The organism is Pseudomonas moorei, from assembly GCF_008801475.1.
GTDB classification, from domain to species: domain Bacteria; phylum Pseudomonadota; class Gammaproteobacteria; order Pseudomonadales; family Pseudomonadaceae; genus Aquipseudomonas; species Aquipseudomonas moorei.
In genome coordinates, this window is record NZ_VZPP01000011.1 from 172,558 (window position 1) to 186,482 (window position 13,925).

The 13,925-nt window shown below is 60.4% G+C and carries 13 protein-coding genes; 10 read left to right on the top strand and 3 right to left on the bottom strand.

Features of this window, described 5'->3' with window-relative positions; all coding sequences use genetic code 11:
- Positions 1 to 245: 245 nt before the first annotated feature.
- The 4 genes from F7R06_RS21800 to F7R06_RS21815 all read left to right on the top strand — a co-directional run bounded on the left by F7R06_RS21800 (position 246) and on the right by F7R06_RS21815 (position 3,764).
- Positions 246 to 1,043, top strand: coding sequence for a hydroxymethylpyrimidine/phosphomethylpyrimidine kinase (locus tag F7R06_RS21800; RefSeq protein ID WP_034148145.1), 798 nt, complete (start codon positions 246 to 248; stop codon positions 1,041 to 1,043).
- 18 nt (positions 1,044 to 1,061) lie between these two features.
- On the top strand, positions 1,062 to 1,685 hold the full coding sequence (gene thiE, locus F7R06_RS21805) for a thiamine phosphate synthase (protein WP_090325444.1): 624 nt from the start codon (positions 1,062 to 1,064) through the stop codon (positions 1,683 to 1,685).
- Between the two features lie 15 nt (positions 1,686 to 1,700).
- Positions 1,701 to 2,984: a glutamate-1-semialdehyde 2,1-aminomutase gene (hemL, locus tag F7R06_RS21810; protein WP_090325446.1), complete on the top strand. Its 1,284-nt coding sequence runs from the start codon at positions 1,701 to 1,703 to the stop codon at positions 2,982 to 2,984.
- Positions 2,985 to 3,209: 225 nt separating this feature from the next.
- On the top strand, positions 3,210 to 3,764 hold the full coding sequence (locus F7R06_RS21815) for a tetratricopeptide repeat protein (protein WP_090325448.1): 555 nt from the start codon (positions 3,210 to 3,212) through the stop codon (positions 3,762 to 3,764).
- A 68-nt stretch (positions 3,765 to 3,832) separates the two neighbouring features.
- Here the strand turns inward: F7R06_RS21815 and F7R06_RS21820 are convergent, their stop codons facing one another.
- A complete protein-coding gene (locus F7R06_RS21820; RefSeq protein WP_024780849.1) occupies positions 3,833 to 4,162 on the bottom strand; it encodes a DUF1820 family protein in 330 nt (109 codons plus the stop codon).
- A gap of 135 nt (positions 4,163 to 4,297) precedes the next feature.
- Here F7R06_RS21820 and miaB point away from each other — a divergent pair, with 135 nt between their 5' ends.
- The 5 genes from miaB (at position 4,298) to lnt (ending at position 9,754) form a co-directional block, all read left to right on the top strand.
- Complete coding sequence (miaB, locus tag F7R06_RS21825) at positions 4,298 to 5,626, top strand: tRNA (N6-isopentenyl adenosine(37)-C2)-methylthiotransferase MiaB (protein WP_090325450.1); 1,329 nt, start codon at positions 4,298 to 4,300, stop codon at positions 5,624 to 5,626.
- 251 nt (positions 5,627 to 5,877) lie between these two features.
- Entirely contained in the window at positions 5,878 to 6,882 is a 1,005-nt protein-coding gene (locus F7R06_RS21830) for a PhoH family protein (protein ID WP_090325454.1), read from the top strand.
- Positions 6,875 to 7,369 carry an rRNA maturation RNase YbeY gene (ybeY, locus tag F7R06_RS21835; protein WP_090325457.1) on the top strand — a complete coding sequence of 165 codons (495 nt, stop codon included), beginning with the start codon at positions 6,875 to 6,877 and terminating at the stop codon, positions 7,367 to 7,369. Before F7R06_RS21830 ends, ybeY begins: the two co-directional genes overlap by 8 nt.
- 5 nt (positions 7,370 to 7,374) lie before the next feature.
- A complete protein-coding gene (locus F7R06_RS21840; RefSeq protein ID WP_046028710.1) occupies positions 7,375 to 8,214 on the top strand; it encodes a CorC family transporter in 840 nt (279 codons plus the stop codon).
- A gap of 16 nt (positions 8,215 to 8,230) precedes the next feature.
- Positions 8,231 to 9,754, top strand: a complete 1,524-nt coding sequence (gene lnt / locus F7R06_RS21845) for an apolipoprotein N-acyltransferase (protein WP_090325459.1) — start codon at positions 8,231 to 8,233, stop codon at positions 9,752 to 9,754.
- 76 nt (positions 9,755 to 9,830) lie between these two features.
- Here lnt and F7R06_RS21850 read toward each other — a convergent pair whose 3' ends face one another.
- Both F7R06_RS21850 and F7R06_RS21855 read right to left on the bottom strand, forming a co-directional pair.
- The gene (locus F7R06_RS21850) at positions 9,831 to 10,592 is read right to left on the bottom strand and encodes a YdcF family protein (RefSeq protein WP_090325461.1); all 762 of its coding nucleotides are present in this window, start codon (positions 10,590 to 10,592) and stop codon (positions 9,831 to 9,833) included.
- Positions 10,593 to 10,697: 105 nt separating this feature from the next.
- Positions 10,698 to 11,018 (bottom strand): hypothetical protein, encoded by a 321-nt coding sequence (locus F7R06_RS21855; RefSeq protein WP_090325463.1) that lies wholly within the window; start codon positions 11,016 to 11,018, stop codon positions 10,698 to 10,700.
- Positions 11,019 to 11,298: 280 nt separating this feature from the next.
- Here F7R06_RS21855 and leuS point away from each other — a divergent pair, with 280 nt between their 5' ends.
- Entirely contained in the window at positions 11,299 to 13,905 is a 2,607-nt protein-coding gene (leuS, locus tag F7R06_RS21860) for a leucine--tRNA ligase (RefSeq protein ID WP_090325464.1), read from the top strand.
- Positions 13,906 to 13,925: the final 20 nt, after the last annotated feature.

Genomic DNA, 13,925 nt, shown 5'->3' on the forward strand with positions numbered 1-13,925 from the left:
GGGCGTTCCAGCGAAGATTATTGAGATAGAGCTGTTTGACTGATCAGGCAGCAAAAATCGCCGGGCAACGTGCTTGTGGCGAGGGCGCTTGCTCCCGCCGGGCAGCGAAGCGGCCCTAACAGTTTGTCCGTTGCGCCGGGCCATTGGACTTTACGACTGCTTCGCATTCGAGCGGGAGCAAGCGCCCTCGCCACAAGCATGTCGCCGCACCCGAAAAAAGATGTTTGGTGGTAAGCTCGCGCACCATGAATATCTATAGCTCTCGCCCCGTTGTCCTCTGTCTCTCCGGCCACGACCCAAGTGGTGGCGCCGGCTTGCAGGCAGATATCGAAGCCCTGCTCGCTCAGGGTTGCCATGCGGCTCCGGCCGTCACCGCCCTGACCGTGCAAGACACGGTCAATGTTACTGACTTCCGCGTCCTTGACCGTGAGTGGGTGTTGGCCCAGGCCAATGCCGTGCTCAACGACTCCGAGGTCGCGGCCGTCAAACTGGGCATGCTCGGTTCACTGGAAATGGTCGACACCGTGGTCGAACTGCTTTCGGCGCACCCGCATTTGCCGGTGGTCTGCGACCCGGTGCTGCGCGCCGGCGGCGGCGGACGCCTGGGCAAGGACGAAGTCGGCTACGCCATGCGCGAACGCCTGCTTCCCCTGTCGATCATCGCCACCCCCAACCTTCCCGAAGCCCGCATCCTCGCCGAACTGCCAGAAGGCACCGCAGACGAGTGCGCTGAAAAGCTCCTGCCGTTCGTCAAACACCTGCTGATCACCGGTGGCCATGGCGACGAAACCGAAATCCACAATCGCCTCTACAGCCGCGACGGTCATCGCGACACCTTTACCTGTCAGCGCCTGCCCGGCAGTTATCACGGTTCCGGCTGCACCCTGGCCAGCGCCCTCGCCGGCCGTCTGGCCCAGGGTGAAAACCTCGCCAGCGCCGTACAGACTGCACTTAACTACACGTGGCGCACCCTGCGTGACGCGGAGCAGCTGGGCAAAGGGCAGTTCGTGCCACGCCGCCTGCCACTGGACTTCTGTTCGTAACGCCATGAGGCCTGTCCGATGAAACTACGTGGCCTGTACGCCATTACCGACAGCCAGTTGCTGGCCGGTAAATTTCTCTCGTACGTGGAGGCGGCGCTGGAAGGCGGCGTCGCCCTTTTGCAGTACCGCGACAAGAGCAGCGATGAGGCCCGCCGCCTGCGCGAGGCCGAAACCCTGCGCAATTTGTGCGATCGCTACAAGACGCAGTTGATCATCAATGACGACGCTGAACTGGCCGCACGCCTGAACGTGGGCGTGCACCTGGGCCAGACCGACGGCCCGCTGTCGCCGACCCGCGCCCTGCTCGGCTCCAAAGCCATCATCGGTTCGACCTGCCACGCACAACTCGAACTGGCCGAGCAAGCCGTCAAGGAAGGCGCCAGTTACGTCGCGTTCGGGCGCTTCTTCAATTCCAACACCAAGCCCGGCGCCCCGACCTGCAGCCTCGATCTGCTGGACCAGGCGCGCCAGCAACTGCACCTGCCGATCTGTGCGATCGGCGGCATCACCCTGGACAACGCCGCCCCGCTGGTGGCCCATGGCGTCGATCTGCTGGCGGTGGTGCATGGTCTGTTTGGCGCCGAAAGCACGGCTGAAGTGACCCGCCGCGCCCGCGCATTCAATGAATTACTAAAAATCTGATTTGAGAGTCCACCCATGTCTCGTTCCGAAACCCTGTTTGCCAATGCCCAGAAACACATTCCCGGTGGCGTGAACTCGCCGGTGCGCGCGTTCAAGAGCGTTGGCGGCACGCCGTTGTTCTTCAAACACGCTGAAGGCGCCTACGTCACCGACGAAGACAACAAGCGTTATGTGGATTACGTCGGCTCCTGGGGCCCGATGATTCTCGGTCACAGCCACCCGGACGTGCTGGACGCGGTGCGTAAACAGCTGGAGCACGGCCTGTCCTACGGCGCGCCGACCGAAATGGAAACCCAGATGGCCGATCTGGTCTGCTCGCTGGTGCCGTCGATGGACATGGTGCGCATGGTCAGCTCCGGCACCGAAGCGACCATGAGCGCCATTCGTCTGGCTCGCGGTTTCACCGGTCGCGACAGCATCATCAAATTTGAAGGCTGCTACCACGGTCACTCCGATAGCCTGCTGGTCAAGGCCGGTTCCGGTGCCCTGACCCAAGGCGTACCGAGCTCGGCCGGTGTACCGGCGGCGTTCGCCAAACACACCCTGACCCTGCCATTCAACGATATAGACGCGGTTGAAGCGATGCTCGCCGAAGTCGGCCAGGACGTGGCCTGCATCATCGTTGAACCGGTGGCCGGCAACATGAACTGCGTACCACCGGCACCAGGCTTCCTCGAAGGCCTGCGGACCCTGTGCGACAGGCACGGCGTCGTGCTGATTTTCGACGAAGTGATGACCGGTTTCCGCGTCGCCCTGGGCGGTGCCCAGGCTTACTACGGTGTAACGCCGGACCTGACCACGTTCGGCAAGATCATCGGCGGCGGCATGCCGGTGGGCTGCTTCGGCGGCAAACGCGAAATCATGTCGCGTATCGCGCCCCTGGGCCCGGTCTACCAGGCCGGTACGCTGTCGGGTAACCCGCTGGCGATGGCGGCAGGCCTGACCACCCTGCGCCTGATCAGCCGTCCGGGTTTCCACGCGGAGCTGACCGACTACACCACGCGCCTGCTCGATGGCCTGCAAGTGCGTGCCGACGCGGCGGGCATCCCGTTCGTGACCACTCAGGCCGGCGGCATGTTCGGTCTGTACTTCAGCGGCGCCGACGACATCGTGACCTTCGATGACGTGATGGCCAGCGATGCGGCGCTGTTCGGTCGCTTCTTCCACCTGATGCTCGAGGGCGGTGTGTACCTGGCACCGAGCGCCTTCGAAGCCGGCTTCACCTCGATCGCCCACGGCGAAACCGAGCTGAAACTGACTCTGGATGCCGCTGAACGCGCCTTCGCCGCACTGAAGTAATGTGATCCAGCTGACGTTGGCCATTGCCAGCGTCAGCCTTCACCTACATTCCCGCGTTTTTTCCTACTCGTCTGCCGATAATCTCCAGCAAAGTGGGCGATATATTTCCCGCGCAGCAGAAAAACGAGTAAAGACTTTGTAAGGTTGGCCCTGCTTATTTCATAATGCGCGCTTATTGGATCCCCTCGATGGGTCCGCGCGCCCTTCAGAGGTAAGTCGATTCCCATGAACCGCACCGGCCGCGCCCTTTCACTGGGCTGCCTGTTGCTCCTTCAGCCCCTGCTCGCGCTCGCACAAGCAGGCGGTAACTCGTTGTTAATCCCAGCGATGGGTCGCTGCACCCTCAATACCCAGCCGCAAGACCTGGCACAGGCACTCGCCGCCTGCCAGAAAGCGTCGGATGAAGGGGATGCCCAGGCGCAATACGAGTTGGGTGAGTTCTACTACGAAGGCAAAAACGCGCCACGCGACCTCAATCAAGCCCTGAGCTATTTCGAAAAAGCCTCGCTGCAAGGCCACGCCCAGGCGCAATTCAAACTCGGCACCATGTTTTTCCACGGTGAAGGCGTACCGGCCAATAACGTTCAGGCCTATATCCTGCTGAAAATGGCTGCGGTCAATGGCGACGAAGATGCGCTGGACACCGCCGACGAAGTCTCCGAAAAGATGCCCCGCCAGGAACTGGAAGTGGCTACCCAGGTGCTAGGGCAAATTTTCCGCAAATACCTGATGGAATTGCAGAGCGCTGATGGGCGTACGCCTTTCTCGCCGTTGCCTTGAATTCTGTACCGATCTTTCTGACCCCATCGCGAGCAGGGCTCGCGATGGGGACAACTCGATCCAGAGGCTTACTTCTCAGGCATCGGCATCGGAAACGGCATGACATTGCCGACCGTGCCTCGGGCTTCGCTGATTTTCGGCGTGCCCAGGCGCTCGACTTCGTCGATGCGCACGATCGAATGCATTGGCACAAAACTGCGCACCACGCCTTCAAACTGAGCCTTGAGCTTCTCTTCGCTCGGATCGACGACCACTTGCGTGCGCTCGCCAAAGACGAACTCTTCCACTTCCAGAAAGCCCCACAGATCGCTTTGATAGATCTGCTTGGCGTACATTTCGAACACCTGGCCCTGGTTGAGGAAAATCACCTTGTAGATTGGAGCTTCACGTTTGGTCATGGTGGGCGGGTAACACATCGAGGGATAAAAAATGGGGGGCGAACTATAGCATAGCCGCCGGACGCATAGCGGTAGGAACCTGGGTTCATGTTCCCTATAATGCGCGGTTCTTTGAATCACGTGATGACTCTATCCATGGCCAAGAAGCTTTACATCGAAACCCACGGTTGCCAGATGAACGAGTACGACAGCTCGCGCATGGTCGATCTGCTGGGCGAACACCAGGCCCTGGAAGTCACCGCTCGCGCAGAAGACGCCGACGTGATCCTGCTCAACACCTGCTCGATCCGCGAACGCGCTCAGGATCGTGTCTACTCTCAGCTCGGCCGCTGGCGCGAACTGAAACTGGCCAACCCGGACATGGTCATCGCCGTCGGCGGTTGCGTGGCCAGCCAGGAAGGCGCCGCCATCCGTGATCGCGCGCCCTACGTGGACGTCGTCTTCGGCCCGCAGACCCTGCACCGCCTGCCGGAAATGATCGACGCGGCGCGCATCAGCAAGCTGCCGCAAGTCGACGTCTCATTCCCGGAAATCGAAAAATTCGACCACTTGCCCGAGCCGCGCATCGACGGCCCCAGCGCTTATGTGTCGGTGATGGAAGGCTGCAGCAAGTACTGCACGTTCTGCGTGGTGCCGTACACCCGCGGCGAAGAAGTGAGCCGGCCGTTCGACGACGTGATCGCCGAGATCATTCACCTCGCCGAAAACGGCGTGCGCGAAGTGACCTTGCTTGGGCAGAACGTCAACGGTTATCGCGGCACGACCCACGACGGTCGCCTGGCCGATCTGGCGGAGCTGATCCGCGTGGTCGCCGCCATCGATGGCATCGACCGCATCCGCTACACCACTTCGCATCCGCTGGAATTTTCCGACAGCCTGATCCAGGCCCACGCCGATGTGCCGGAACTGGTGAAACACCTGCATTTGCCGGTGCAGTCAGGCTCGGACCGCATCCTCGCGGCGATGAAGCGCAATCACACCGCGCTGGAATACAAATCCAAACTGCGCAAGCTGCGGGCCGCCGTACCAGGCATCTGCATCAGTTCTGACTTCATCGTCGGCTTCCCCGGCGAGACCGAGAAAGACTTCGAACAGACCATGAAACTGATCCAGGACGTCGGTTTCGACTTTTCCTATTCGTTCGTCTACAGCCCGCGCCCAGGCACACCGGCCGCCGATTTGCCCGACGACACCCCGGAAGAGCTGAAAAAAGAGCGCCTGAATGCCCTGCAACATCGCCTGAACCAACAAGGTTTCGAAATCAGCCGACAAATGGTCGGGTCGATCCAGCGGATTCTGGTCACTGATTATTCGAAAAAAGACCCCGGCGAGCTGCAAGGCCGGACCGAAAATAATCGTATCGTCAACTTCAAGTGTGACAATCCGACCCTGATCGGTCAGTTTGCCGACGTGCACATCGATGCCGCACAGCCGCACTCGCTACGGGGCTCGCTGATTCAATAACAGTGATGCATCAGAAAGTCTCTGTGGCGAGGGAGCTTGCTCCCACTCGGTTGCGCAGCAAACGCAAACCAGGCGCCTCAATCATCCAGTAAGATTGAGGCTGGCAGACTTGGGAGCGCTTCGCACTCCAGCGGGAGCAAGCTCCCTCGCCACAGGGAATCACACGAGACTGTTTTAAGAGCTTTCGCACCCACGCCACTGGCGCTATCCTTGAACTCATCACCATTGCCCCAGGGCGGCTAAATACGACCTTGAACGCACCCATCGAACCACATCGTTTCATCCTCGAGCCTTTTGAAGCTCGCCGCTTCGCCAATCTGTGCGGGCAATTCGACGAGCACCTGCGCTTGATCGAACAGCGCCTGACCATCGAGATCCGCAACCGCGGCAATCAGTTCGAGCTGATCGGCGAACCCAAACACACCACCTCCGCGGAAAACCTGTTGCGCCGCCTGTACCGGGAAACCAAGGGTACCGAGCTGTCGCCGGACATGGTTCACCTGTTCCTGCAGGAATCGGCCGTCGAAGAACTGGACAATCACTCCCCCGCTGAAGCCTCCGTCGCCCTGCGCACCAAGAAAGGCATGATTCGCCCTCGCGGCTTGAATCAGTTGCGCTATGTGAAGGAAATCCTCGGTAACGACATCAACTTCGGCATCGGCCCGGCCGGTACCGGCAAGACTTATCTGGCGGTTGCCTGCGCGGTCGATGCACTGGAACGCGAGCAGATCCGCCGCATTCTGCTGGTGCGTCCAGCGGTCGAAGCGGGCGAGAAACTCGGCTTCCTGCCCGGCGATTTGTCCCAGAAAATCGACCCGTATTTGCGCCCGCTTTACGACGCACTCTACGAGATGCTCGGCTTCGAATACGTCGCCAAACTGATCGAACGCCAGATCATCGAAGTCGCGCCATTGGCTTACATGCGTGGGCGCACGCTGAACAACAGCTTCATCATCCTCGACGAAAGCCAGAACACCACGGTCGAGCAAATGAAAATGTTCCTGACCCGGATCGGCTTTGGCTCTACCGCCGTCATCACCGGTGACATCACCCAGGTCGACCTGCCTAAAGGCACCAAATCCGGGCTGCACCACGTGATCGAAGTACTGAAAGACGTGCCGGGTATCAGCTTTACCCATTTCATGCCCAAGGACGTTGTGCGCCATCCGTTGGTGCAGCGCATAGTCGAAGCCTACGAGCGCTTCGAGAACCGCGTGACCGATGAAGCGCCAAAGGACAGCCGCCGCGATGCTTGAGCTTGATCTGCAAGTGGCTACCCAGGCGCCCGCCCCCAGCGAGGCCGAGTTCCGCCAATGGTGCGAGCTGGCCTTGCGCCAGCGCAGCGCCGATTCCGAGATGACCATTCGCCTGGTCGACGAAGCCGAAGGCCGCGAACTGAATCACACCTGGCGGCAAAAGGATTACGCCACTAACGTCTTGTCATTCCCTGCCGACGTACCCGACGAGTTTCTTGACATCCCGTTGCTGGGCGATCTTGTGATCTGCGTGGCTGTGGTCGAGCGCGAAGCCGCCGAACAGGGCAAGGAACTCCAGGCCCACTGGGCCCATCTGGTGATTCACGGCTGCTTGCATCTACTGGGTTACGACCATATAGATGACGACGAAGCCGAGGAAATGGAAGCACTGGAACGAACGTTGCTTGCAGAATTGGGCTATCCCGATCCGTATGCAGACGACGAAACCGATACATCCCCAACCGTTACAACAAAGGATTCAGAGTAATCGCTATGAGCGAAGATCGATCGAGCAACGGGCAGAAGTCTTGGCTGGGTAAGCTCACCCAGGCTTTTGCCCACGAGCCGAAAAACCGCCAGGAGCTACTGGAGCTGCTGCGCGACGCACACCAAAACAAACTGTTGGACAGCGAAGCGCTGGCCATCGTCGAAGGCGCCATCCAGGTCGCTGACCTGCAAGTTCGGGACATCATGGTCCCGCGCTCGCAGATGGTCAGCATCAAGGCGACCCAGACACCCCGCGAGTTCCTGCCTGCCGTGGTCGACTCGGCCCACTCCCGCTACCCGGTGATCGGCGAAAGCCACGATGACGTGATGGGCGTGTTGCTGGCCAAGGACTTGCTGCCGTTGATCCTTCGGGAGAATGGCGACAGCTTCAACATCAAGGACCTGTTGCGCCCGGCCACGTTCGTGCCCGAGTCCAAGCGCCTGAACGTGCTGCTGCGCGAATTCCGCGCCAACCACAACCACATGGCCATCGTCATTGACGAATACGGCGGCGTGGCGGGCCTGGTGACCATTGAAGACGTGCTCGAACAGATTGTCGGCGACATCGAAGACGAACACGACGTCGAAGAAGACAGCTACATCAAGCCGCTGCCCAGCGGAGATTTCCTGATCAAGGCCCTGACGCCGATCGAGAACTTCAACGAATTTTTCGACAGTGAGTTCTCCGACGACGAGTTCGATACCGTCGGCGGCCTGGTGATGAGTGCATTTGGGCACCTGCCAAAACGCAACGAAATCACCGAAATCGGCCCCTATCGCTTCCGCATCCTGAACGCCGACAGTCGTCGGATTCATCTGCTGCGCTTGACGCCCATCGCCCGGTAAAACATTAAGGATAGAAATGCGCTGGACAACCCGCCCCGGCTGGCCCGGTAACCTGCTGGCCGTGGCGGCCGGTGCAATCACCACCCTGGCGTTGGCGCCGTTTAATATCTGGCCTCTGGCACTGCTTGCCGTCGGCCTGTTCTATGCCGGCTTGCGCGAGCTGAGCCCTCGCCAGGCCCTTGGTCGCGGTTGGTGTTTCGGCTTTGGCCTGTTTGGCGCCGGTACCAGCTGGATCTACTACAGCATTCACAACTTCGGTGGCGCCTCGGTGTTGCTGGCGGGGTTCCTGATGCTGCTGTTCACGGCGGCGATTGCCTGGTTCTTTGCCCTGCCCGCCTGGCTCTGGGCACGCTGGCTAAGACGCAACGAAGCGCCACTGGCTGATGCGCTGGCATTTGCAGCGCTGTGGGTTGGCCAGGAAGCGTTCCGGGGCTGGTTCCTCACCGGTTTTCCATGGCTCTACTCCGGCTACAGCCAGCTCGATGGCCCGCTGACCGGGCTCGCCCCCCTGGGCGGGATGTGGCTGATTTCCTTCACCCTGGCCCTGACCGCCGCACTGATCTACAACGGCATGCGCCTGGTGCGCAGCGGACGCAAGGGCTTCATCGTGGCGGGCGCCCTGCTGCTGGTCGGCCCCTGGGTCGCCGGCATGGCTCTCAAGCACCACGCCTGGACCAGCCCTTCGGGCGCACCGCTGAGTGTCGCGGCGATCCAGGGCAACATCGAACAAAGCATGAAGTGGGACCCGGCGCAGCTCAATGCGCAACTGGCGCTTTATCGCGACATGAGCTTCAGTTCCAAGCGCGCCGACCTGCTGATCTGGCCGGAAACTGCCGTGCCAGTGCTCAAGGAGTCCGCCGAGGGCTACCTGAACATGATGGGAAACTTTGCCGCAGAACGTAAATCGGCACTGATCACCGGCGTGCCAATCCGCCAGATGGCCCATCACGAAAAACGCTTCTACAACGGCATCACCGTTGTCGGTGAAGGCGATGGCACTTACCTCAAGCAGAAACTGGTGCCGTTTGGCGAATACGTTCCATTGCAGGATCTGTTGCGCGGGTTGATCGCCTTCTTCGACCTGCCGATGTCGGACTTCGCCCGAGGCCCGGACGATCAGATCATGTTGCAGGCCAAGGGTTACCAGATTGCGCCATTCATCTGCTACGAAGTGGTGTATCCGGAGTTCGCAGCCGGCCTCGCGGCCAAAAGCGATTTGCTGCTGACCATCAGCAACGACACCTGGTTCGGCACCTCGATCGGTCCTCTGCAACACTTGCAGATGGCGCAGATGCGCGCCCTGGAGGCCGGTCGCTGGATGATCCGCGCCACCAACAACGGCGTGAGCGGCCTGATCAACCCGTTCGGCCAGATCACCGCGCAGATCCCGCAGTTCGAACGCGGCATCCTGTATGGCGACGTGGTGCCGATGCACAACCTGACGCCTTATCTTCAATGGCGTTCATGGCCGCTGATCATTCTGTGCGTGCTGTTGTTTGGCTGGGCGTTGATTGCCAGCCGGATGGCCAAGACGGTCTGACTTGTGAGCCTTGGACAGAGGGCTTTTTGTGGCGAGGGAGCAAGCACCCTCGCCACAGGGTGCTTACCTGCCATCGCTATCGGTAAAACAACGAATAACCTACCTGCCCCACCGCCTCATTAACCAACTGCCCGCTCTGCCAGATCGATTTGAATTCCGGCATCCAGCCACCCAGCGGTCGGGCGTTGTCCACGCCTAAAAACCCCACGGGCGCCGGCACCACTTCAAACCCCGCCTTACGGAAACTCCAGACGGCTCTGGGCATGTGCCAGGCCTGGGTCACCAACACCACGCGCTTGATGCCTTCAGGCAACAACACTTCAGCGCTGAATTGCGCGTTTTCCCAAGTGGTACGGCTACGCCCTTCCTGCCATCGAACAGTGACACCGAAATCATCGTGCAGCGAATCGGCCATGATCCTGGCCTCGGTCGGCGGCGTGCCGTAGTGCAGCCCGCCACTGGTCAGGACCGGCAAGCCCGAAGCCTTGGCCAGTCGCGCCGCATAACGCTGGCGCTCAAGACCTATACCTGTCGGTTGATCGGCACCCCACGCCGGATCGCCCCGTTCGCGCCCCGAGCCCAATACCACAATCGCATCGGCACGCCGGGCCAATGTCGCCCACTCGTCGCGCGCCAAGGGTGGCTCGCGCTCAAGGAGCCCGGCGCCCCACTGCACCACGATGGGCAGGCTCATCAGCCAGAAACCGCCCAGGCCCAAGGCAAAACACACACCGGCAAGCCTCGGCCTTGAGCGGCGTAACCACCAGGCAAGCGCCAGCAGCAGCAAAAGAATGCCCGGCGGCAATAGCAGTTGTTTTAAGAAATAACGAAAAGGCATCGAGCATCTCCTTGAAGATGCCCGAAGCCTAAGTGGGTTGACGCAATGCGACAATAAATACGGAAGGGCTATGCTTCAAAAAACCCCGGTGCATGGCGCTATGCCTTACTTGCAATGCAGAGACCGGACCTTTACCGCGTCTCTGCCGGGTGTTTTGTCCTTGAGCCAGATGATCTTGGCTGAACGCGGTGCATCAAGTTGCTTCACTGCCTCGGACAAGCATCCGTGCGTTTCACGCTCACAACGATTCAGATACGCCTTGACCAGGGCAAACTCTGCGGGGCTCAAGCCGCGCAATTCAAGCTCCAGTGGACGTTCATCACGTAGACGGCCTGCGGTTTTTGCCGCGTCCAGGGCCATTCCAAGACGATCTATCAGTCTTTCGTATAACTCCGGTTTTGTAGCTTTTTGCTGTGAATCAACCATCCCTCACCTCATTGGAAGATAAGACCTACTCCCCAGTTAGAGCTTAGCTTCCATGAACAAACCGGCTGAACGCCGCGACCAACGGCCCTCGCAGCGTTTTTTGCGAGACGCGCGGCCGTAATCAGGGTTTCCCTCGATAGAGTGCGGTCATGTATGCTACGGCGCTTCCTGTAACTCCACTTCCAGCTCGTCTGGGCACCGAAACGCCGATTAGGCGCGTTCACCGTCCAGCGTCGCATTGAAGAGGATTAGGCCACCCCTATTCAGTTCAAAAGTAGCCATGCACGAACAATATCAGCCCCGTGAAATCGAAGCCGCCGCCCAGTCGTTCTGGGACGAGCAAAAGTCCTTTGAAGTCAGTGAACAGCCAGGCAAGGAGACCTACTACTGCCTGTCGATGTTCCCTTACCCCAGCGGCAAGCTACACATGGGGCACGTGCGCAACTACACCATCGGCGACGTGATCTCCCGCTATCAGCGCATGCAAGGCAAGAACGTCCTGCAACCCATGGGTTGGGACGCCTTCGGCATGCCGGCGGAAAACGCCGCGATGAAGAACAACGTAGCGCCCGCCAAGTGGACCTACGAAAACATCGCCTACATGAAAAGCCAGCTGCGCAGCCTGGGCCTGGCGGTGGACTGGTCGCGTGAAGTGACCACCTGCAAGCCTGATTACTACCGCTGGGAACAATGGCTGTTCACTCGCCTGTTCGAAAAAGGTGTGATCTACAAAAAGAGCGGTACCGTGAACTGGGACCCAGTCGACCAGACCGTTCTGGCCAACGAGCAGGTGATCGACGGTCGCGGCTGGCGCTCCGGCGCGCTGATCGAGAAGCGCGAAATCCCGATGTACTACTTCAAGATCACCGCCTACGCGGATGAGCTGCTGGATAGCCTCGACGAACTGACTGGCTGGCCTGAACAGGTCAAGACCATGCAGCGCAACTGGATCGGCAAATCCCGCGGCATGGAAGTGCAGTTCCCGTACAACGTCGATTCCATTGGCGAAGCCGGCACACTGAAAGTCTTCACCACCCGTCCGGACACCCTGATGGGCGCGACCTATGTCGCCGTGGCCGCCGAGCACCACCTGGCCACCCTGGCCGCGAAGAACAATCCTGAGCTGCAAGCGTTCATCGCTGAATGCAAGGGCGGCAGCGTCGCCGAAGCCGACGTCGCCACCCAGGAGAAAAAAGGCGTACCGACCGGCCTGTTCGTCGAACACCCGCTGACCGGTGAAAAGCTGCCGGTCTGGGTCGCCAACTACGTGCTGATGCACTACGGCGATGGCGCGGTCATGGCCGTTCCAGCCCACGACGAACGCGATTTCGAGTTCGCCCACAAGTACAACCTGCCGGTCAAATCCGTGGTGCGCACCAGCTCCGGTGACGTCAACCCGGCACCATGGCAGGACGCCTACGGTGAACACGGCACGCTGATCAATTCCGGCGAGTTCGACGGCCTCGACTTCGCCGGCGCCTTCGACGCCATCGAAGTGGCGCTGATCAAGAAAAACCTTGGTGCCTCGCGCACCCAGTTCCGCCTGCGCGACTGGGGCATCAGCCGTCAGCGCTACTGGGGCTGCCCGATCCCGATCATCCACTGCGACACCTGCGGTGACGTGCCTGTACCGGAAGATCAACTGCCTGTCGTGCTGCCGGAAGACGTCGTACCCGATGGCGCCGGCTCGCCACTGGCGCGCATGCCCGAGTTCTACGAGTGCAGCTGCCCGAAATGCGGTAAGCCTGCCAAGCGTGAAACCGACACCATGGACACCTTCGTCGAGTCCTCGTGGTACTACGCCCGCTACGCTTCGCCGCACTTTGAAGGTGGCCTGGTAGAAAAATCCGCTGCCGACCACTGGTTGCCGGTGGACCAGTACATCGGCGGCATCGAACACGCGATTCTTCACCTGCTCTATGCGCGCTTCTTCCACAAGCTGATGCGCGACGAAGGCCTGGTGAGCTCCAACGAGCCGTTCAAGAACCTGCTGACCCAGGGCATGGTGATCGCCGAGACTTACTATCGTCGCGAAGCCAACGGTGCCTACACCTGGTTTAACCCGGCGGATGTCGAACTCGAACGCGACAGCAAGGCCAAGGTCATCAGCGCCAAGCTGATCGCAGACGGCCTGCCGGTGGAAATCGGCGGCACAGAGAAGATGGCCAAGTCCAAGAACAACGGCGTTGACCCACAGTCGATGATTGACCAGTTCGGCGCAGACACCTGCCGCCTGTTCATGATGTTCGCCTCGCCACCTGACATGAGCGCGGAATGGTCCGACTCCGGCGTGGAAGGCTCGCACCGCTTCCTCAAGCGCGTCTGGCGTCTGGCTCAGGCGCACGTCGTTCAGGGCCTGCCGGGCAAGCTGGATGTCGCCAGCCTGAACGACGAGCAGAAAGCCGTCCGCCGCTCGATCCACCAGGCCATCAAGCAGGCCAGCCACGACGTCGGGCAGAACCACAAATTCAACACCGCCATCGCCCAGGTGATGACGCTGATGAACGTGCTGGAAAAAGCCCCGCAAGGCACCGAGCAGGATCGCGCACTGGTTCAGGAAGGCCTGGAAACCGTGACCCTGTTGCTGGCTCCGATCACCCCGCACATCAGTCACGAGCTGTGGAATCAACTGGGTCACGCCGACCCGGTGATCGACGCCGCCTGGCCGGTACTGGACGAGAGCGCACTGGTGCAGGACAGTTTGCAACTGGTGATCCAGGTCAACGGCAAACTGCGTGGCCATATCGAAATGCCGGCCAGCGCCAGCCGCGAAGAAGTCGAAGCTGCCGCACGGGCCAACGAGAATGTGCTGCGTTTTGTCGACGGTCTGACCATTCGTAAAGTGATCGTGGTGCCCGGGAAACTGGTCAACATCGTCGCCAGCTAATTGGACCAGGCGCCAGGTCA

Coding starts and splice junctions, on each gene's coding strand:
- F7R06_RS21800 (WP_034148145.1), top strand. CDS start 246: ATGAATATCTATAGCTCTCGCCCCGTTGTCCTCTGTCTCTCCGGCCAC.
- thiE (WP_090325444.1), top strand. CDS start 1,062: ATGAAACTACGTGGCCTGTACGCCATTACCGACAGCCAGTTGCTGGCC.
- hemL (WP_090325446.1), top strand. CDS start 1,701: ATGTCTCGTTCCGAAACCCTGTTTGCCAATGCCCAGAAACACATTCCC.
- F7R06_RS21815 (WP_090325448.1), top strand. CDS start 3,210: ATGAACCGCACCGGCCGCGCCCTTTCACTGGGCTGCCTGTTGCTCCTT.
- F7R06_RS21820 (WP_024780849.1), bottom strand. CDS start 4,162: ATGACCAAACGTGAAGCTCCAATCTACAAGGTGATTTTCCTCAACCAG.
- miaB (WP_090325450.1), top strand. CDS start 4,298: ATGGCCAAGAAGCTTTACATCGAAACCCACGGTTGCCAGATGAACGAG.
- ybeY (WP_090325457.1), top strand. CDS start 6,875: ATGCTTGAGCTTGATCTGCAAGTGGCTACCCAGGCGCCCGCCCCCAGC.
- F7R06_RS21840 (WP_046028710.1), top strand. CDS start 7,375: ATGAGCGAAGATCGATCGAGCAACGGGCAGAAGTCTTGGCTGGGTAAG.
- lnt (WP_090325459.1), top strand. CDS start 8,231: ATGCGCTGGACAACCCGCCCCGGCTGGCCCGGTAACCTGCTGGCCGTG.
- F7R06_RS21850 (WP_090325461.1), bottom strand. CDS start 10,592: ATGCCTTTTCGTTATTTCTTAAAACAACTGCTATTGCCGCCGGGCATT.
- F7R06_RS21855 (WP_090325463.1), bottom strand. CDS start 11,018: ATGGTTGATTCACAGCAAAAAGCTACAAAACCGGAGTTATACGAAAGA.
- leuS (WP_090325464.1), top strand. CDS start 11,299: ATGCACGAACAATATCAGCCCCGTGAAATCGAAGCCGCCGCCCAGTCG.